This is a genomic window from Pseudactinotalea sp. Z1732, assembly GCF_049724975.1.
Classification (GTDB): domain Bacteria; phylum Actinomycetota; class Actinomycetes; order Actinomycetales; family Beutenbergiaceae; genus CALKWS01.
Window position 1 is genome coordinate 22989 of sequence record NZ_JBMPQC010000004.1, and the last position, 18584, is coordinate 41572.

At 72.3% G+C, this 18584-nt stretch carries 16 protein-coding genes; 8 read left to right on the forward strand and 8 right to left on the reverse strand.

What is annotated here, in order from left to right; all coding sequences use genetic code 11:
• Window positions 1–117 precede the first annotated feature (117 nt).
• The 3 genes from ACPL7H_RS09440 to ACPL7H_RS09450 are packed head-to-tail and all read left to right on the forward strand — an operon-like array spanning window position 118 to window position 5710.
• Window positions 118–405, forward strand: a complete 288-nt coding sequence (locus ACPL7H_RS09440; protein ID WP_424788658.1) for a WhiB family transcriptional regulator — start codon at window positions 118–120, stop codon at window positions 403–405.
• 27 nt (window positions 406–432) lie between these two features.
• Window positions 433–4146, forward strand: a complete 3714-nt coding sequence (locus ACPL7H_RS09445; protein ID WP_424796698.1) for a glycosyltransferase family 2 protein — start codon at window positions 433–435, stop codon at window positions 4144–4146.
• A 1-nt stretch (window position 4147) separates the two neighbouring features.
• A complete protein-coding gene (locus ACPL7H_RS09450) occupies window positions 4148–5710 on the forward strand; it encodes a DUF5719 family protein (protein ID WP_424796699.1) in 1563 nt (520 codons plus the stop codon).
• A gap of 6 nt (window positions 5711–5716) precedes the next feature.
• Here ACPL7H_RS09450 and ACPL7H_RS09455 read toward each other — a convergent pair whose 3' ends face one another.
• Window positions 5717–6187 carry a metallopeptidase family protein gene (locus tag ACPL7H_RS09455; protein ID WP_424790044.1) on the reverse strand — a complete coding sequence of 157 codons (471 nt, stop codon included), beginning with the start codon at window positions 6185–6187 and terminating at the stop codon, window positions 5717–5719.
• 94 nt (window positions 6188–6281) lie between these two features.
• Here ACPL7H_RS09455 and ACPL7H_RS09460 point away from each other — a divergent pair, with 94 nt between their 5' ends.
• The 3 genes from ACPL7H_RS09460 to ACPL7H_RS09470 all read left to right on the forward strand — a co-directional run bounded on the left by ACPL7H_RS09460 (window position 6282) and on the right by ACPL7H_RS09470 (window position 8433).
• Entirely contained in the window at window positions 6282–6683 is a 402-nt protein-coding gene (locus ACPL7H_RS09460; RefSeq protein ID WP_424788654.1) for a DUF3499 domain-containing protein, read from the forward strand.
• 89 nt (window positions 6684–6772) lie between these two features.
• Window positions 6773–8236 carry a phosphomannomutase/phosphoglucomutase gene (locus ACPL7H_RS09465; protein WP_424796700.1) on the forward strand — a complete coding sequence of 488 codons (1464 nt, stop codon included), beginning with the start codon at window positions 6773–6775 and terminating at the stop codon, window positions 8234–8236.
• Window positions 8233–8433 (forward strand): Trm112 family protein, encoded by a 201-nt coding sequence (locus tag ACPL7H_RS09470; RefSeq protein ID WP_424796701.1) that lies wholly within the window; start codon window positions 8233–8235, stop codon window positions 8431–8433. Before ACPL7H_RS09465 ends, ACPL7H_RS09470 begins: the two co-directional genes overlap by 4 nt.
• Window positions 8434–8451: 18 nt before the next feature.
• On the opposite strand, the gene ACPL7H_RS09475 is transcribed toward ACPL7H_RS09470, so the two are convergent.
• Complete coding sequence (locus ACPL7H_RS09475; RefSeq protein ID WP_424796702.1) at window positions 8452–9615, reverse strand: MalY/PatB family protein; 1164 nt, start codon at window positions 9613–9615, stop codon at window positions 8452–8454.
• Between the two features lie 115 nt (window positions 9616–9730).
• Here ACPL7H_RS09475 and ahcY point away from each other — a divergent pair, with 115 nt between their 5' ends.
• The gene (ahcY, locus tag ACPL7H_RS09480; protein ID WP_424796703.1) at window positions 9731–11209 is read left to right on the forward strand and encodes an adenosylhomocysteinase; all 1479 of its coding nucleotides are present in this window, start codon (window positions 9731–9733) and stop codon (window positions 11207–11209) included.
• Between the two features lie 32 nt (window positions 11210–11241).
• Here the strand turns inward: ahcY and ACPL7H_RS09485 are convergent, their stop codons facing one another.
• A complete protein-coding gene (locus ACPL7H_RS09485) occupies window positions 11242–12078 on the reverse strand; it encodes an RDD family protein (protein WP_424796704.1) in 837 nt (278 codons plus the stop codon).
• Between the two features lie 19 nt (window positions 12079–12097).
• Here ACPL7H_RS09485 and ACPL7H_RS09490 point away from each other — a divergent pair, with 19 nt between their 5' ends.
• Window positions 12098–13093 (forward strand): stage II sporulation protein M, encoded by a 996-nt coding sequence (locus ACPL7H_RS09490; protein ID WP_424788648.1) that lies wholly within the window; start codon window positions 12098–12100, stop codon window positions 13091–13093.
• 25 nt (window positions 13094–13118) lie between these two features.
• Here ACPL7H_RS09490 and ACPL7H_RS09495 read toward each other — a convergent pair whose 3' ends face one another.
• The 5 genes from ACPL7H_RS09495 to ACPL7H_RS09515 are packed head-to-tail and all read right to left on the reverse strand — an operon-like array spanning window position 13119 to window position 18556.
• Window positions 13119–14411 carry a DUF58 domain-containing protein gene (locus ACPL7H_RS09495; RefSeq protein WP_424796705.1) on the reverse strand — a complete coding sequence of 431 codons (1293 nt, stop codon included), beginning with the start codon at window positions 14409–14411 and terminating at the stop codon, window positions 13119–13121.
• Window positions 14411–15547: an AAA family ATPase gene (locus ACPL7H_RS09500; protein WP_424796706.1), complete on the reverse strand. Its 1137-nt coding sequence runs from the start codon at window positions 15545–15547 to the stop codon at window positions 14411–14413. Before ACPL7H_RS09500 ends, ACPL7H_RS09495 begins: the two co-directional genes overlap by 1 nt.
• The gene (locus ACPL7H_RS09505) at window positions 15544–16662 is read right to left on the reverse strand and encodes a DUF4350 domain-containing protein (RefSeq protein WP_424796707.1); all 1119 of its coding nucleotides are present in this window, start codon (window positions 16660–16662) and stop codon (window positions 15544–15546) included. The genes ACPL7H_RS09500 and ACPL7H_RS09505 overlap by 4 nt, the downstream gene beginning before the upstream one ends.
• On the reverse strand, window positions 16659–17336 hold the full coding sequence (locus ACPL7H_RS09510; RefSeq protein ID WP_424796708.1) for a DUF4129 domain-containing protein: 678 nt from the start codon (window positions 17334–17336) through the stop codon (window positions 16659–16661). Before ACPL7H_RS09510 ends, ACPL7H_RS09505 begins: the two co-directional genes overlap by 4 nt.
• Window positions 17336–18556: a DUF7544 domain-containing protein gene (locus tag ACPL7H_RS09515; RefSeq protein ID WP_424796709.1), complete on the reverse strand. Its 1221-nt coding sequence runs from the start codon at window positions 18554–18556 to the stop codon at window positions 17336–17338. The genes ACPL7H_RS09510 and ACPL7H_RS09515 overlap by 1 nt, the downstream gene beginning before the upstream one ends.
• Window positions 18557–18584: the final 28 nt, after the last annotated feature.

The following is an 18584-nucleotide window of genomic DNA, read 5'->3' on the forward strand; positions in this document are numbered from 1 at the left end:
CCAGCGGATAACACGCGTGTAATTTACCCAAGACGGCGGCAGTGTCGCCTCACCGCATCTGAGATTGGGGAAAGCATCGTGTGGAATATCTTGGGAGAGGGGCCACTGACGGACGGGATGTCCGCGGCGGGTCCAGCGCCCCGCCCCGATGCCCCCTTGCTCCTGGACTCCTTCGACGACGACGGAGCGCTCGGCTGGCAGGAGCGGGCGCTGTGCGCCCAGACCGACCCGGAGGCCTTCTTCCCCGAGAAGGGCGGATCCACCCGGGAAGCCAAGCGCGTGTGTGTCTCCTGCGAGGTGCGCGCGGAGTGCCTGGAGTACGCGCTGGCCAATGACGAGCGGTTCGGCATCTGGGGTGGCCTGTCCGAACGCGAGCGCCGAAAGCTCAAGCGTCGCGCGATCTGACCATGCTGCCTCACCCCCACCTGCCGAATGGTCGCTGACGCCCCCGACGCCTGCGCCGTCGTCGTCGGCACCACTGATTCCCCCTACCTGCCGCACACGCTGAGGGCCTTGGCGACCCAGACGCACCCGCCCGAGCGGGTGCTGTGGGCGGTGCTGGACGACGACGAGGCCGCCCCGGACGTCCTGCCTGCCGACGCCGAGGAGGTACTGGCCGAGGCCGGGTTCGGCCCGGACCGGCCCGCGCAGGTCGCCCCCCAGGGCGTACAGACCGTGCGTGCACCGGCCGGCGCCGGATTCGGCGAGGCGGTCGATGCCGCGCTGGATGCCCTGACCGGCGGCGACCACGAGGGTGATGCCCCGGCGTGGCTGTGGCTGCTGCACGACGACAGCGCCCCCGACCCGGCCGCCCTGGATCACCTGCTCGCCGCGGTGGACGCCGCCAGTTCGGTGGGCGTGGCCGGGGTGAAGCAGGTGGACTGGGACGAACCGGACCGGTTGGTCTCGGTCGGAGTGGGCCAGACAGTGGACGGACAGCGCTACACCGGCATCGAGGACGGGGAGATCGACCAGGGCCAGCACGACGGGCGCGAGGACGTCTACTCCGTGGGCACCGCCGGAATGCTGATCCGTACCCGGACCTGGCGCCGGCTCGGCGGCCCGGACCCGGCGCTGGGGGTCTTCGGCGATGGGGCCGATCTGAGCCGGCGGACCCGCCTGGCCGGCCAGCGGGTGGTGGTGGTGCCCGCCGCCCGGGTCCGGCACGCCCGCGCCGGCTGGCACGGCCTGCGCACCACCTCCGGGGCCCGCACCCGCGAACCCCATGCGCCTGACCCGCGGCGCTCCTTCCGGGCCCGGCGCACCGCGCAACTGCACTCCTGGCTGGTACGCGCCCCGCTGCTCACCCTGCCCCTGGTAGCGCTTGCGGCACTGGTGCTGGCCCCGTTGCGGGCGCTGTGGCGGGTGGCCTCCAACGAACTGGCCCTGGCCGCCGAGGAGTTGCGGGCCGCGGCGGTGGCGCTGGTACGACCGGTTGCGGTGATGCGGGCCCGGCGCAGGGCCGCCCGCACCCGCGAGGTCTCCACGCGCCGGCTGGCCCCGCTGCAGGCCACCTGGGGGCAGCTCTGGCAGGCGCGGCGCAACCGACGCCTCCAGGCCGCCGCGGAACAGCGGGCGGCCCGGGCACCCAGCGAACTGGAGATGACCGAGCGCGCCGCAGTGGCCCGGCGCCGCCGGCTCACCTTCGGTGCGCTCGCATCGGTCACCACCGCGGTGGCGCTGGTGACCCTGGCCCCGGTGGTGGTGGCCGGGCCGCTGATCGGCGGCGCGCTGTTGCCGGTGGACGTCGGTTTCGTCGACCTGTGGCGTGCCGCGCTCGGCGCGTGGCTGACCACCGGTGATGGCTACGCGGGCCCACCGGATACGTTCCTGGCGGTGCTGGGTGTGCTCTCCGCCCTGACCGGGGGATGGGCCGGCGCTTCACCGGGGGTGAGCGTGGCGCTGGTGCTGCTGCTGGCGATGCCGCTGGCGGCGACCTTCGCCTGGTTCGCCGCCGGTGCGGCAAGCCGCTCGGTGCTGGTGCGGGCCTGGGCGGCCGGGGTCTGGGCCTTCGGTCCGCCGCTGCTGCTGGGCCTGGGACAAGGCCGCCTGGGCGCGGTCCTGGCGCACCTGATGCTGCCCCTGATGGCCCTGGGCATCGCCCGTGCCCTCGGGGTGGACCGGCGCGATGTGGTGATCTCGGGCATGGTCGGTGCCCAACGGGTCTCCCGGCGCCGTTCGGTGACTGCGGGGCGCTCGGCCCGGGAGGCCAAACGGGCGCGGCTGGCCGCACTGGCCGCCGTCGGGCAGTCCGAGCGGGACGACACCTTCGCCGACCTGGAACCGATCCGCTCCAACACCGCTGAGCAGGTCGAACCGACCGAGCGAGCCGAGGCGGTCGAGTCGGCAGCGCCGGCCGAGGGTGCCGGGCCGCAAGCCGGTACCGACCCTGGTGAGACCGGCGACGCCGAGCCGCAGGGCGCCCCGCCGGCTGCCGAGGGCGAGAGCCGGGTGGAGCGGGCCACGGTGGTCTCCCGGACCTCCCGGGCACCCTCGATGGCCGCCGCGGCCGCAGCCGGGCTGGCTTTCGCCGTCGCCGTCGCTGGTGCCCCGGTGCTGCTACCGGCTGGACTGACGGCCTTGATCGTGCTCGCGCTGGTCCTGGGCCGCCGCCGACACCTGGCGGCCGGGCGGGCCCGGTTGATCGTCGTCGCACTGCCTGCGGTCGTGGTGCTCGGACCGGTCTGGACCTACGCGATCCGAACCTGGGCCGACGGCGGCTGGCGCGTGCTGCTCGCCGACCCCGGGGCACCGCTGGCCGCCGACCCCGGGCCCGCGTGGCTGACCCTGCTGGGCTGGCCGGCCCTGCCCCACGTGGACGGTGACCTCGGGGCGGTCCTGGGCTCCCAGGTGCTGCCGCTGGTGGCGACCGGTGCGCTGCTCGTGGCAGCACTACTGGCGCTGCTGCGGGGCGGGCAGCGCGGCCGGGCGGTGCGGATCGGCTGGCTGATCAGCGCGATCGGGCTGGCCACCGCGCTGGCCTCCAGCCGCACCGTGGTGGCGCTGGGTCGCTCGCACGAGCCCGGTGCCGGCCCCGACGAACTCGTCACCGGCTGGGCCGGTCCGGGGACCTCGCTGGTCTTGCTCGGGCTCCTGCTCGCTACCGGTGTTGCCCTGGACGGGTTGCAGGGCGCCCTGGCCGGCCGGACTTTCGGCTGGCGCCAGATCAGCGCCGCCGTGGTGACCGTGCTGCTGGTCGCCGGCCTGGTGGTCTCGGCCGCCTCCTGGACCACCACCGTGGTGGCCGAACGTGGGCAGCAGACACCCGAGGCCGGCCAAACCGAGCAGACGCGGGCGGTGTACCTCACCGGGCGTGGCCCGGATCCGGTGCCGGCGCTCGGCCGCACCCTGCAGGCTCCCGAACAGGGCGCGCGGGTGCTGGCCCTGACCGCCACACCGGAAGGCATCGACGCCCAGTTGTGGCGCGGCAACGGCCCCCAGCTCACCGAGACCGCCACCGTGCTCGGCCTGGGTCGGGCCCTGGCCCGGACCGACTCCGGCGGCGAAGGGGACGGGGAACCGGACCAGGCTGATGCCCACCTGTTGTCGCTGGTGGCGGACCTGGCCACCGGGTCGGTCGGAGCCGCCGGTGAGCGGTTGGCGCAGCACGCCGTGGCCGTGGTGATCGTGCCCATCGCCGGATCGGTCGCCACCGGGGTGCCGGACGCGGACGAATCGGCCCGGGCCCGGTTGATCGCCCGCCTGGACGCGGTGCTGGGCCTGGAACGGGTCACCGAGAACCCGGCCGGAGTCATCTGGCGGGTCAGTGCCGGACCGGGCAGCACCGATACCGCGATCGCCCGCGGACAGGTACGTGACGAGGAGGGCACCCTGGTCACCAACCTCGACTTCGCCCACGACAGCGGTTCCGCACGACTGAGCCCGGAGGGCACCGGGCGCACCGTGGTGCTGGCCGAACGTTCCTCGCCGGCGTGGCGTGCTGAGATCGACGGCCGTCCGCTGCGCGCAGTGGCGGACTCCTCCTGGCGCCAGGCCTTCCTGATTCCCGACGACGCCGCCGGGGAACTGACCGTGACCTACCGCCCGAGCCTGCACACCCCATGGCACGTCGTGACCGGAGTGGTGCTGGGATTGACCGTGCTGCTGGCTCTGCCCACCCGACGTCGACGCCCGGAGGAGGTCTGAGATGGCCGCCGAGGTTCCCCGGCCCCGGATCAGTCCCGGGCTGCGCCGCACCCTTCGTGGCCTGGTCTCGGCGCTGACCGCGATCGCGGTGGTGCTGATCACCGGCGCGGTCCTGGCCTCGGGGCTGCTCAACCCCGCACCAGCGCCCCAGGCGGTGCCGGCCCGGCAGGTGGACATCGGTGCTGGCCCGCTGACGCTGGTCTGCCCGGACGCACCTGTGTCCAGCACCGGTGAGGCCGGCGCCGACATCGACTACGACGCCGAGTTCAGCACCGACACCGAGCAGAGCCGGACCAGGGCCGAGACGGTGGTGACCCAGCCGGACGGGGCCGCCGCCGGCACCGCCACGCTCACCGAACTGGGTGAGGCCGGCCAGGACCTCAGCGCCGGCACCGACGGTCTCGTCGGCACCCTGGATCAGACCACCGACGCCGCGGTGCTACGGGCCGAGCCCGCCGAGGAACGGACGCCACTGGGTGCGGCAACCGCGGTGGTGCGAGCCGAGTCCGGTGACCTGCGCGGCCTCAGCGCGGCGGCCTGCCTGCCCCCCTCCTCCACCCAGTGGCTGGTTGGTGGGATGACGAAACTGGGGTCCTCGGCACGGCTGTTGCTGACCAACGCAGGGCAGACCCCGGTGACGGCCAACGTAGAGGTCTGGGGCGAACTCGGGCCTCTGGAGTCCGGTGCCCAGATCCTGGTACCGCCGGACGAGTCGCGTTCGCTGCTGCTGGAGACGCTGTCCCTGGAGGAACGCCTGGCGGTACGGATCACCGCCGACGGCGGGCAGATCGCGGCCGCGATCCAGGACAGCGCTCTGTCCGGCGTGGTCCCGGCCGGCACCGACGTGGTCACCACGACCGCGGACCCCGCTACCCGGATCAACATCGGGCCAGTGCACGTCGGCGAGGCCGAGGTGACCGATCACCCCCCGGTGCTCCGCCTGGTCAATCCCTCCCGGACCCAGGCCAGCGTCTCGGTGGACCTGTTCACCGAGTCCGGTCCGATCGTGCTCCCCGGCGCCCAGGACCAGGTCCTGGAACCGGGCACGGTCACCGATGTCTCCCTCGCCGGGATCGACCCGGGCGCACTGTCGGTGCAGGTCATCTCCGAAGTCCCGGTGACCGGGTCGGTGCTGCGCACCGTGGTGGGCGAGGCCGGGGAACTGGACCCGGACGAGCCGGTCCGGGATCGCGCCTGGATCGCCGCACAGCCGGCCCCGGAGCGCGGGGTCCTGGCGGTGCCGGGAGAACTGGCCGATACGGTCGCGGTGGTGCTGGCCAACCCGCTGCCGCGGGCCCAGCAGGTGCGCCTGACCCCGATCACCCGCGACGGCACGCGCGGGGAGGTGACCACCGTGGAGGTCGAGGCGGGTTCAGCCACGGTAGTCGATCCCGACCAGGTGGCCCTGGATGAGGTGATCGCCCTGGAGATCAGCGGGGAGTCCGTGCTGGCCACCGCGATGGTGCGGGCCGAAGCCCCGGACGGGCCGATGCTGTCCATGCTCAACCTCACCCCCGACGCCGCCGCCGAGCAGCAGGTGCAGGTCCGCTTGGGAGCCTCCTGAGCGCCGCTAGAGTCCCGGATCTATCTGGTCGGGGTCCAGCCCCCGCAGGTGTGCCACCTGTTCGACCAGCACGTGCCGCAGTAGGTCCGGGACCTCGGCCCAGCCGCGGCACCGGCTCTCGATGGGGCGCCGGTACACCACCACGCGGTCGGTCAGCCCGGCGGCAGCATCAGCGGGGAAGCACCGTCCCAGCGACACCGCGCCGGCCTCCCACGGTGCCGGCGCCGAGGGTGGGACGTCCTCGACGGCGAATTCCACCCCGTGCAGGACATCGCCCAGGTGGTGCTCCAAGTGAGCCACCGCGCGCAGCAACAGTGCGTCGAAACGCTGTGCGCCCGTGCGCGCGCCCGGGACCGTGGGCGGCAGCAGCGGGCCGCGCAGACCCCGGCCGCGCCGGTCCCGGCGCCGGCCGGTACGCCGGGACGGCAGCACCGTGGTGCTCAGGTCCCGGCCGGCCGGCTGCGGGGTTGTGCTCATGCCCACAGGGTGCCAGAGCCCGACCACCCCGGCCCAGCCTCCGCGCGGCGTGGGATGCCACTCCCGCGGCCGACGGAGGGTACCGTGGTCTCCTGTGAGAGCGACCCGTCAGTGCACCCGGTCCACCTGCACCTCCCCGGCGGTGGCCACGCTGACCTATGTCTACGCCGACTCCACCGCCGTGCTGGGGCCGCTGGCCACGCACGCCGAACCGCACTGCTACGACCTGTGCCTGACCCACGCCGAGCGGCTCACCGTTCCGCAGGGCTGGGACGTGGTCCAACTCGCCACGGAGTTCGAGCCGGCCCCGCCCAGTGACGACGATCTGCTCGCCCTGGCCAACGCCGTCCGGGAGGCCTCGCGCGCTCCCGCGCCCAGCAGCCTGCCGGCCGCGCGCACCGCCGGCGTACCGGCACCGGTGACCCAGCCCCGTCCCGAGCCCACGTCCGGGCGGCGCGGTCACCTGCGGGTGATCCGCGGGGACCAGCAGGACTGATCGGCCGGAACCGTGACGGGAGTCCCCGGGCGTCGGCCGACGCCGGGCACACCGATGGCCGCGAGCCGGTACCAGGTAGGCTGACCCGGGTGAAGGATCTGAGCGCCATCGTCAAGGCCAACGACATCCGAGGGTTGGTTCCGGACCAGTTCGGTCCCGACGTCGCCCGCGCCCTGGGTGCGGCCGTGGCGGACCTGCTCACCGGGTCCGGGGCCGCTCACACCGTGGTGGCGGTGGGACAGGACATGCGCGAGACCTCCCCGCAACTTGCCGGGGCCTTCGCCGACGGCGTCACCTGGCGGGGGCTGGACGTGATCCATCTCGGTCTGTGCTCGACCGACATGCTCTACTACGTCTCCGGTTCCGAGGGCATCGCCGGGGCGATGTTCACCGCCAGTCACAACCCGGCCGACTACAACGGGATCAAACTGTGCCTGCCCGGAGCGCGGCCGCTGGGCGTCGACACCGGCCTGGCCGACGTGCAACATGCCGCCGAGGCCTACCTGGACCAGGGCATCCCGGCTGCGCCCGAACGGGGCAGCGCCGGTCAGCGCGACGCCCTCGCCGACTATGCCGCCTACCTGCGCTCGCTGGTGGACCTGAGCCGGATCCGGCCCCTGAAGGTGGTGGTCGACGCCGGCAACGGTATGGCGGGCCTGACGGCCGCGGCGGTGCTGGGCACCGAGGCCGGTCTGGCCGACCTCGGCCTGGACCTGGTGGTGATGTTCGCCGAACTCGACGGCAGTTTCCCCAACCACGAGCCCAACCCACTGGTGCCGGCGAACCTGGTGGACCTGCAGGCCGCGGTGATAGCCGAGCAGGCCGACATCGGTCTGGCTTTCGACGGCGACGCCGACCGGTGCTTCGTGATCGACGAGCGCGGCGGGGCGGTGAGCCCCTCGGCGATCACCACCATGGTGGCGTTGCAGGAGGTGGCCAAGGACAAGGCCGACGGTGGCCACGGCACCATCATCCACAACCTCATCACCTCGCGGGCGGTCCCGGAGTACGTCGCGGCCGCTGGCGGTCGGGCGGTGCGCACCCGGGTGGGCCACGCGTTCATCAAGGAGCAGATGGCCGCCCAGAACGCCGTCTTCGGTGGCGAACACAGTGCCCACTACTACTTCCGGGACTTCTTCTACGCCGACACCGGGATGCTCGCGGCACTGCACGTGCTCGGGGTAGTGGGCAGCCCTGAGCAGTCGATGACGCTGTCCGAACTGGCTGAGGTGCACACCCCCTATGTGGCCTCGGGGGAACTGAACTCCCGGGTCGAGGATGTGACCACGGCCCTGGAGACGGTTCGCGCCCTGTTCGCCGAGGACATCGCCGCCGGCATCGTGCATACCGATGACCTGGACGGCCTGTTGGTCAGCCACTGGCACCAGAGCCCGCGTTGGTGGTTCAACCTCCGGCCCTCCAACACCGAGGCGCTGCTGCGCCTGAACGTGGAGGCCGAGGACGACGACATCATGATCAAGATTCGCGACGGCGTGCTCGGGGCCCTGGGTGCTCGGTTGCCCACCGACGTGGATGAGGAAGGACCGCGATGAGCCGATCCGAAGAGCCCTCTGTCGATCCGGGATTGCTGGAGGTGCTGCGCTGCCCGGTGACCGGGGCGCGCCTCGACCTGCGCCAGGTGGACGGCGAGACCGTCCTGGTCAGTACCGACGAGGCGAACCCGCTGATCTACCCGGTCCGCGACGGTGTGCCGGTGCTGCTGGCCGAGGAGGGCCGGCCCGCGCGCTGAGGCGGCCCAGCCTCGGGCTCACCCACCGTGCTCGGCGACCGCGTTCCCGAGACGGGTGATGCCCTCGGTGAGCAGCGGGCGTGGGGTGGCGAAGTTGTAGCGGATGAAGCCCGCGCCGACCTCTCCGCAGTGGGCGCCGTCGGTGACCACCACCCCGGCGTGGCGCCGGAAGAACGCCCCGGCCCGCTCGGGGGTCCCGGTCTCCCGCACGTCGATCCAGCCCAGGTACGTCCCCTCCGGCGGGGTGTACCGGGCCCCCGGCAGGTGTTCGGCGAGGAGGTCGCCCAGCAGGTGGCGGCTGCCGTCCAGATAGGCCAGCACCTGCTCCAACCAGGGCACGCCGCGGGAGTAGGCGGCGGTGGCGGCGACGATGCCCAGGTTGGCCGCCCCGGTGCCCACCACCTCCCCGACCCGACTCCACACGTCCCGGTCGGCATCGTTGCTCAGCACGATCTGAGCCGCCTTGAGGCCGGGCAGGTTCCACGCCTTGGAGGTGGAGGTGGCGGTGATCGTGTGCGCCGCGGTCTGCTCCGACAGGGTGGCGTAGGGAATGTGCCGGTGCGGGGCGTACACCATCGGGGCATGGATCTCATCGGAGAACACCCGCCCGCCGTGACGCTGCACCACCTCGGCCACCCCGAGCATCTCCGATTCGGTCAGCACCCGCCCGATCGGGTTGTGCGGGTTGCACAGCACCAGCAGGTGCCCGCCGGCCGCGAATGCGGCGTCCAGGGCGTCCAGGTCGTAGATGTACCGCTCGCCGTCGCGGGCCATCGGCACCTGGATGATCGGGCGCTCGTACACCTGCGGGATGGTCAGGAACGGCATGTACGCCGGGGTGGGCACGATGATGGGGGAGTCGGGGCGGGACAGGTAGCGGATCGCCGCGCCGAGGCCGGTGAGCACGTCCGGGATAGGGTGCACGTCCGCAGGGTCGACCTGCCATCCGTAGCGGTCGGCGGCGAAGTCGGCGTAGGCGCCGGCCATCGCCTGCAGCGGTGCCGGGAAGTGGTAGCCGAAGGCCCCCCCATCCACCGCTTCGTGCAGGGCCGCGGTGATCGGTTCGGCGATGCCGAAGTCCATCTCGGCGATGAACGCCCCGATCGTGTCGGGGAACCGGGACCACTTGGCCCCGCCGACGTGACGCAGGTGCTCGGCCGTGATCGAGTCGAAATCAATCATGGCGGCAACGGTACTGGGCCGGACCGCACACCGGTGCCACCGTGACCCTCGGCCCGCGGGTCGGGACGGCGCTGAACGAGCGCGCATCGCCTGCCTCCGGCTAGGCTCCAGGGTTATGAGCTTCGATACCGAACCCGGTGCGTACAAGGTCCGCGATCTCGGCCTGGCCACCTCAGGCCGGCACCAGATCCGCCTGGCCGAGCACGAGATGCCCGGCCTGATGGCCCTGCGGGAGGAGTTCGGTGATACCCAACCGCTCGCGGGGCAGCGCATCACCGGCTCACTGCACATGACCGTGCAGACGGCGGTGCTGATCGAGACGCTGACCGCGTTGGGCGCGCAGGTGCGCTGGGCCTCCTGCAACATCTTCTCCACCCAGGACGAGGCGGCAGCCGCCGTCGTCGTCGGACCGCACGGGAGTCCCGAGGACCCCCAGGGCGTGCCGGTGTTCGCCTGGAAGGGGGAGACCCTCGCTGAGTACTGGGAGGCTCTCGATGAGACCTTCAGGTGGCCCGGGCATGGGGGTCCGACCCTGATCCTGGACGACGGCGGGGATGCCACCGTGATGCTGCACGAGGGGGTCAAGGCCGAGCGCGCCGGAGCCGTGCCGGCCGACCCCCTGCCCGGCGAGGCCGGCTACTCGGCGGAGAAGTTGGCGTTCCTGGCCCAGTTGCGCACCAGCCTGGCCGCCGACACCACCCGGTGGACCAGGGCGGCCGAGCAGATCCTCGGCGTCAGCGAGGAGACCACCACCGGCGTCAACCGGTTGTACCAGTTGCACGCCGCCGGGGAACTGGCGTTCCCGGCGATCAACGTCAACGACGCCGTCACCAAGTCCAAGTTCGACAACCGCTACGGCATCCGGCACTCCCTGCCCGATGGGTTGAACCGGGCCACCGATATCCTCATCGGCGGCAAGGTGGCGGTGGTGTGCGGCTACGGGGACGTGGGCAAGGGGGCGGCCGACGCGTTGCGCGGACAGGGTGCCCGGGTGCTCATCACCGAGATCGACCCGATCTGCGCGATGCAGGCGGCCATGGACGGCTACCAGGTGGTGCGCCTGGAGGACGTGCTCGGGCAGGCGGACTTCTTCATCACCGCGACCGGGAACTTCAACGTCATCACCGCCGAGCACCTGAGCGCGATGAAGGACAAGGCGGTGGTGGGCAACGTCGGCCACTTCGACAACGAGATCGACGTGGCCGGCCTCGCCGAACTCCCCGGGGTGGAGTGTGTGGAGATCAAGCCGCAGGTGCATGAGTGGGTCTTCACCGACGATCCGGAGAACCCCCGCAAGTCGGTGATCGTGCTCTCCGAGGGCCGGTTGCTGAACCTGGGCAACGCCACCGGGCACCCCTCGTTCGTGATGAGCGCCTCCTTCACCAACCAGGTGATGGCCCAGATGGACCTGGCCGATCCGGCCAGCGAGTACGAGGTGGGTGTGCACGTGCTGCCCAAGGCGCTGGACGAGAAGGTGGCCCGGCTGCACCTGGAAGCCCTCGGCGCGGAGTTGAGTGAGCTGACCAAGGAACAGGCCGAGTACATCGACGTGGACGTGGCCGGACCCTACAAGCCCGAGCACTACCGGTACTGACCACGGTCCCCGGCCTGCGACAGCGGGCCGGGTCAGTCGGCGTCGGGGATGCCGTAGGGCAGTACTCGGGCGCGCCGGGCCTCCTCCTGTTCGCGCTGGGCCACGGCCAGCCCGGCCAGGTACTCGGTGTCGCGGCGAGCCACCAGGACCGCGGCGACGAACCGCTCGGGGTCGGTACCCCACGGTGGCGGCGGCGCCACGTACGGTTCCAGCGCCGCGGCGAATGCGCGGCCGACGTCGGCGCGCACGTTCGGGTGCAGCTCGCCGGTCCGGGACAGGTAGATCCGGGCGTACAGGGCCAGGGAATCGGGTAGCCGGCGGATGTCGGCGATCTCGGCCCAGGACCGCAGTTCCGGGGGCATCAGTAAGGGGGCGGTGGCCACCTCGGTGTCGCGTACGCGCAGTGAGTAGGTCCCCGCCACCATGTCACCCAGACGTTTGGAGCGTGGGTGCACCATCGAACTGATCAGCGCGACCGAGCCCAGCGAGAGCCAGATCTCACCGATCCCGGTCAGGGAACGGATGAACGCGTGCCGGAACCGCACCGGGCCGCCGTCGTCACGCACGATCCGCAGGCCCACCGCCAACCGTCCGGCGGACAGGCCCCGGGTGAACGTCTCGGTCAGGCACGGTAGCAGCACCATCATCACGGCGATAGCCACGATCGTGAGAGTGCTCATCTGGGCGGGGTTGGCGCTGAACCGGCCGGCCAGCATCAACACCCCGATGCCGATGCTGAGGTAGACGATCGCATCGATCACCCCGGACATGAGCCGGCTCAGCGCCGAGGCCGGCGCCAGGTCCAGGGGGACCGCCTCGCCGGTGATGACGCGATTGAGGCTCTCGGTGGGGGAAGCGGCCGTGGTCATGTGTGGCAGGGTAACGGGTGTGGATGTGGACGCCTTCGTCGCCCTGAACGCACCTCGCTGGGCGCGGCTGCGGGCACTACTGCGCCGGCGCAGGCTCACCGGTGCCGAGGTCGATGAGTTGGTCACCCACTACCAGACCACCGCGACGCATCTGTCCCAACTTCGCTCCAGCGCCCCGGACCCGGCGCTGATCTCCCGGCTGTCCACCCTGCTGGCGCGGGCTCGCGGGGTGATCGGTGGGTCCCACGAGTTGTCGCCGGCCGATGTGGTGCGGTTCGTGGCGATCTCCCTGCCCGCCGCGTTCTACCGGGTGCGGTGGTGGACGCTGGCCGCCGGGGCGGTGTTCATCGGCCTGGGGCTCGTCCAGGCCTGGTGGCTGCTCACGGTGCCGGAGGCGATGGCGCAGGTCGGGACCCCGAGCATGCGGCGCACGTACGCCGAGGAGGCGTTCGCCGCCTACTACTCCAACTACCCGGCCCCGGACTTCGCCGCCCAGGTGTGGACCAACAACGCCTGGATCAGTGCCCAGGCGATCGGGTTGGGTGTCACCGGGATATTCCCGGCCTATGTGCTGGTGGTCAATGCGCTGAACGTGGGTGTGGCCGGAGCGATCATGGCCGAGCACGACGGTCTCGGGGAGTTCTTCGGGCTGATCCTGCCGCACGGCCTGATGGAACTGACGGCGGTGTTCGTCGCCGTGGGAACCGGGCTGAAATTGTTCTGGAGCTGGGTCGCCCCGGGCCAGCGAACCCGCGCGCGTGCCCTGGTCGAGGAGGGCCGGGCGCTGATCACGGTGGTGATCGGCCTGGTCGTGGTGATGGGGGTGAGCGGCGTCGTGGAGGGGTTCGTGACGCCTTCGGGCCTGCCCGGTGGAGTCAAGATCACCATCGGTGCGGTGGTGCTGGCCGCCTACTGGGCCTATACCTTCGCCCTGGGCCGGCGCGCGGTGGCCGATGGGGAGACCGGGGACATGCGCGCCGAACTCGTCGAGGACACCGTCGCCACCGTGGGGTGAGGCAGCGGCCGACGGCGCCGGACGCTCACAGTTTCCCGGCTGCCTTCAGCGCCAGGTAGGTGTCGGCCAGGGCCGGCGGGAGGTCCTCCGGGGCGCGACGCACCACCTGGGCACCGGTGCGCTGGAGACGCTGGGCGAGGGCGCCGCGTTCCAGTTCGGCGCGCTCGGCCGCGGCCGCATCGAAGAGTTCGGCCGTGCTTTCCCGGCTCCGGCGCATCCGCTGGGCCACCGGGTCCTCGGCTGACGCCAGCACCACCTGGTGGTCGCGCGCCACCGCCGCCACCACCGAGACCAGCCCGGACTCGATCGCGCCCGGCTCCAGCCCGGTCAGGATCACCACCAGGGCCCGCTGGCTGAGGCGGTCCCGGATCTCCTGGGCCACCACCGCCCAGTCCGGCTCCACCAGTTCGGGGGTGAGCGTGGCGAGCTCCTGCGCCAGAGCGGACATCAGCGCCGGGCCCTCGACACCGCGCACCCTGGTGTGCACCGTCCGGTCCATCGCGACCAGGTCTACCCGGTCCCCGGCCTTGGCGGCCAGGGCCGCCAGCAGCAGCGTCGCCTCGATACCGGCCTCCAGGCGGGGCGCCTCGCCCAGACGGGCAGCGGACAGACGGGAGGTGTCCAGCACGATCAGGACCCTCCGGTCCCGTTCCGGCCGCCAGGTGCGCACCACCACCTCGGCCCGGCGGGCGCTGGCGCGCCAGTCGATGGCACGCACGTCGTCGCCGATCACGTACTCCCGCAGGGAGTCGAACTCGGTGCCCTGCCCGCGGACGTTCACGGCGGCGCGCCCGTCCATCTCGCGCAGCCGGGCCAGGCGGGAGGGGAGGTGGCGGCGCGCGGAGAACTCCGGCAGCACCCGCAACAACCCGGGTACGTCGGTACTGCGCTGACGGGCCGCCAGCCCGAACGGACCGTAGGAGCGCACGGTCACCGCGGCGGCGCTCATGTCGCCGCGTCGCCATGGGCGCAGCGTGGTGCGGATGCGCCGCACCTGGTCGGCGCCGAGGGTGAGGCGGTGCCGGTTGGTGCCGGTGCCGGCGCTGGGCTGCCAGGCGTCGCGCACCAGGGCGCGCAGGGTGCGGGGGGAGGTGTTGTGCAGGCGCAACCGGCTGGCTGTCTCCTCGGTGTGACGCACCGTGGGGATCGGCGCCCGTTCGATCCGGACGTCGCGCACCGGTGCGGCCAGTGCCAGATCGGAGCCGACCAGGGCGGCCACCAGCACCAGCCAGGTGGCCACGGTGAGCCAGCTCGGCAGCAGCAGCACCGGGATCAGGCCCAGAGCCAGCAGGCCCACCGCCCGGCCGGTGAGCACCATCAGCGCGGGACCGGGACCGAAGCCAGGACCCCGTCCAAGACCGACTCGGCGCTGATTCCCTCCAGTTCGGACTCAGCACGCAGTTGCACCCGGTGCCGCAGCGTGGCGTGCGCCAGTGCCTTGACGTCATCGGGGGTAACGTAGTCGCGCCCGGACAGCCACGCCCAGGCCCGAGAGGTGGCCAGCAGGGCGGTCGCCCCCCGCGGGGACACCCCGAGCGACAGGGACGGTGAAGTGCGGGTGGCCCGGCACAGGTCCACGATGTAGCCGAGCACCTCCGGACCGACCTGCACCGCGCGGGTCTGTTCCCGCGCCTTCGTCAGGGACTCGCCATCGGCCACCGCCCGCACGCCCGCGGCGGCCAGGTCGCGGGGATCGAAGTCGTGCGCGTGCCGGAACAGCACCTCCACCTCCTCGGCCCGCTCGGGCAACGGCAGCAGCAGTTTCAGCAGGAACCGGTCCAGTTGCGCCTCCGGCAGCGGGTAGGTGCCCTCGTACTCCACCGGGTTCTGGGTGGCGATCACCATGAAGGGTTCGGGCAGAACCCGCGCTTGCCCGTCCACCGTTACCTGGCGTTCCTCCATCGCTTCCAGTAGCGCGGCCTGGGTCTTGGGCGGCGTACGGTTGATCTCATCGGCGAGGAGCAGATTGGTGAAGACCGGTCCGGCGCGGAAGGAGAACTCCGCCGTGCGAGCGTCGTAGACCAGCGACCCGGTGATGTCACCCGGCATCAGGTCCGGTGTGAACTGCACGCGCTTCATCTCCAGGTCCAGGCTTGCCCCCAGGGTGCGCACCAGCAGGGTCTTGGCCACCCCCGGCACGCCTTCGAGCAGGACGTGCCCGCGGCACAGCAGCCCGATCACCAGCCCGGTGACGGTCGCGTCCTGGCCGACCACGGCCTTGCCGACCTCGCTGCGCAGGGACGCCAGTGCCGTCCGGGCCGCAGAGTCCTGCCCGGACTGCCCGGCCCGGCCGAACGGTGCGGATGGCGCGGCCGGTGCGGGCTGGTCGGGAGGAGGGGGTGGCCCGGCTGGCCCGGGCCCGGCTGGTGCGGGCGGGACGGAGGCCTGGCCGGCCGGGGGAGGTGGACCCGCCGGTTGGTGCCCGCCCGGGAGGTAGGGGTCCGGGTTGGTCATCGTCGATGAACCTCGCTCTCCATGGTGTCCAGTGCCTCGGCCAGTGCGGCCAGGGATGCTTCGTCGTGCGGTGGTGGTCCGTAGAGCACCGAGTCGATCTGGTCGGGGGTGCGTCCGGTGGCCCGCGAGATTGTCAGGACCACGTCATCACGCTGAGCCCACCTGGCCAGCCCGAGTTTCCCGGAGACCCGGGCCACGGTACCGGCCCGAAGGGCGGTTCCGGCGTGGGCATGGGTCTTGTTGCGCCGGTACAGGCGGCCACGGCCCCGGGTGGTCTCGGCGGCCCGGACCGCCACCGGCAACGGTTCGCTGATCACCGGACCCAGCCGGCGCCCGCGCCAGAGGATCAGCGCCAGCGCCAACACCGCGTACATCGCCAGCATCGGTGGGCGCAGCAGCGGCAGCATGGTGGCCGCAGCCAGATCCTCCTCACCGAAGTCGTCGCCCGGGGACGGCACGTACCAGGTCAGGTGCGGGTAGTGGCCCAGGGAGCGCAGCACCAATGCGGCGTTGCCGTGCTCGGCCAAGGCGTCGTTGCGCAGGATCTCCGGGGTGCTGAGCACCCGCCAGGTTGCTCCGTCCTGGATCCAGGCGGCGTACCTGCCGGTCTCGGGAGTGTCCCCGAAGCACAGCTCCACGCCGTCGCCACCGGTGACCTGCGGGCCACCGGCGCCGATGCGATCTGCGGCCCGGGCGTGCTCGTCCCCGCACTGGGCCTCATGCACGTCCCGGGTGCCACCGGCGTGGTGGCCGACCCGCTCGGTAAGCCGGTCGATCTGCGGACCGGTCCCGGCCAGCACCACGTCCCCGGGGGCCTGGGCCAGGGCCTCCTGCTGCTCGGGACGCAGCCGGTGGGCGTTCACGATCAGCAGGGTGCCGTCCTCGCGGGCATCGGCCAACGCCGCCGACGTGGTGCGCACGTACCGGACGTGCACCCCCTGGTCGCCGAGGATCTGGGCAGCGGCCCGCGCCCCATCGGCATTCGGGTTGTTCGGGGCGTAGGCCACCGAGGAGGACGCCGAGGGGCTGATCCAGGCCAGTGCGGCAATCAGGGTGATGGCACCGGCAATGCCGAGACCCCAGGTCAGGCCGGTGCGGGTCCGGCTCGTTCTCACCGGACCACCGACCAGCCCCGGTCGGGACCGGCGCCGGAGGACCGCTCCGGGCGGGTGCGGGCGATCCGCTCATCCAGGTCCCGCAGCCAGGCGTCCTGCTCGGAGCCGGGCACGGCCGAGCCGTAGCGGACAGCGTCGAAGAGCTCTCCGGCGGCACGCAACGCTCCGGCCTGGTCGCCGAAGGCGGCGCCGGCCTGCTCGGCGGCCTCGTGCGCGGTGCGCCCCAGCCGGTCGGTCAGGATGTCCCGCTCGTCCAACCCGCGCACCACGGCGCGGAAGCGTTCCAGTACTGCGAGCGCGTAGTCACCCCGCTCCGATGCCGCGGCCGCAGCCGTCCGGAGCGCATCGGCGCTGCGTTCGTCGTCGTCGAGCACCTGGGTGCTGGGGCCGGTGACGCGGCGCAACTGACGCCGTCGGACGGGCCCGCCGAGCACCATCGCGACCGCAACCACCGCAGCCACCAGCACCAGCACCAGGACCGGCATCAGCACCGCGCCGGCCCCGCCCAGGTTCAGCAGGGCCTCCCAGCGTTCCGCGAGCCACTCCAGGATCCGGTCGAGCACGCCCGGTCCCTGGTCGTACACGGACTTGGCCAACTCCTCCTCGGCCCAGCGCCGGGCCTCCTGCTCGGAGGGGTCAAGAGGTGGCCCCATCGGCCGGAGGGCAGGGCGCATCAAGACTCCTGAGCCGCCCGCGCCAGTTCCACATCCAGCCCTTCGGTGCGGATCCGCATGTCGATGTACAGCAGCGCCACCACGGCCGCCAGCACCGGCGTGGTCAGCCAGTTCGCCACCACGCCGCCCAGGATGCTCAGGCCGAACGCGACCGGGCCGCCTTCGAAGATGTTGCCGACCTGGTCGAACGGCCAGGACACGGCGAACCCCAGGATCGCCGCCAGGATGGTGGTGAGCAGGTAGATGCCCAGCACCCGCCAGAATGCGCGCCTGGCCAGTCCGAATCCGCGGCGCAGGGCGGTGCCGATGCCGGCTCGTTCAAGGATCAGGGCCGGGGTGGCCAGCACGGTGAAGGTCAGGACCGTGGCGGTCCCGCCCAGCATGATCGCCAGCATCGCCAACACCCCGAGCAGGATGACACCCGCGGACCCGCTGGGCAGGCTGAGGGCGAAGACGACCGCTCCCAGCACTATCACGCCCGCCACGAGCAGCCCCACGACCACCGAGAGCACCAGCAGTCGCAGGATCTGGGGACGCACCGCCGCCCAGACCTGAGCCAGAGAGGTCCGGCGCCCGATCACCGACTGGCTCACCGCGTGGATGAGCAGCCCGGTCAGGATCGTGGTGCCCAGGAACGCCAGCAGTGCCGAGACCCCGCTGTTCAGGAGTATCGACGTGCCGGACTGGGCGAAGGAGTCGAGGAACGCTTCCGGGTCGGTGGCGGGGTCGATCTGACCGACCAGCCGGTTCATCTCCTCGTAGGAGGCGTAGGTGGTCACGCCCTGGAGGATGCCGAGGGCGAGCACCACGATCGCCGACAGGCCCAGCATCACCGGCAGGTTGGCCCGGATGGCTCGGAAGGCGCCGTCGTAGATCTCCCCCAGGCTCAGGGCCCGTAGCGGAATGATCCCGGGCTGGGCGACCGGGCCGGGGGGCAGCTGGGACCACTGGTCGCCGTGACCGTACTGGCCGTAGCCGCTGCCGGGCTCGGGGTGGTAACCGCCGGGGGGTTGCTGGCCGTACCCGCTGCCGGGTTGCTGGCCGTAGCCGCCGGGGGGTTGCTGGCCGTACCCGCCGGGTTGCTGGCCGTACCCGCCGGGTTGCTGGCCGTACCCGGGCTGGGGTGAGCCATAACCACTCCCGGGTTGCTGGTCGGGGGTTTGCCCGCCCCCGGTCCCGGCTCCCCACGGGTCAGGTGTGTGCTCACCGCGGTCACTCATCAGTGCGGATCTCTCCCTCGGATGACAA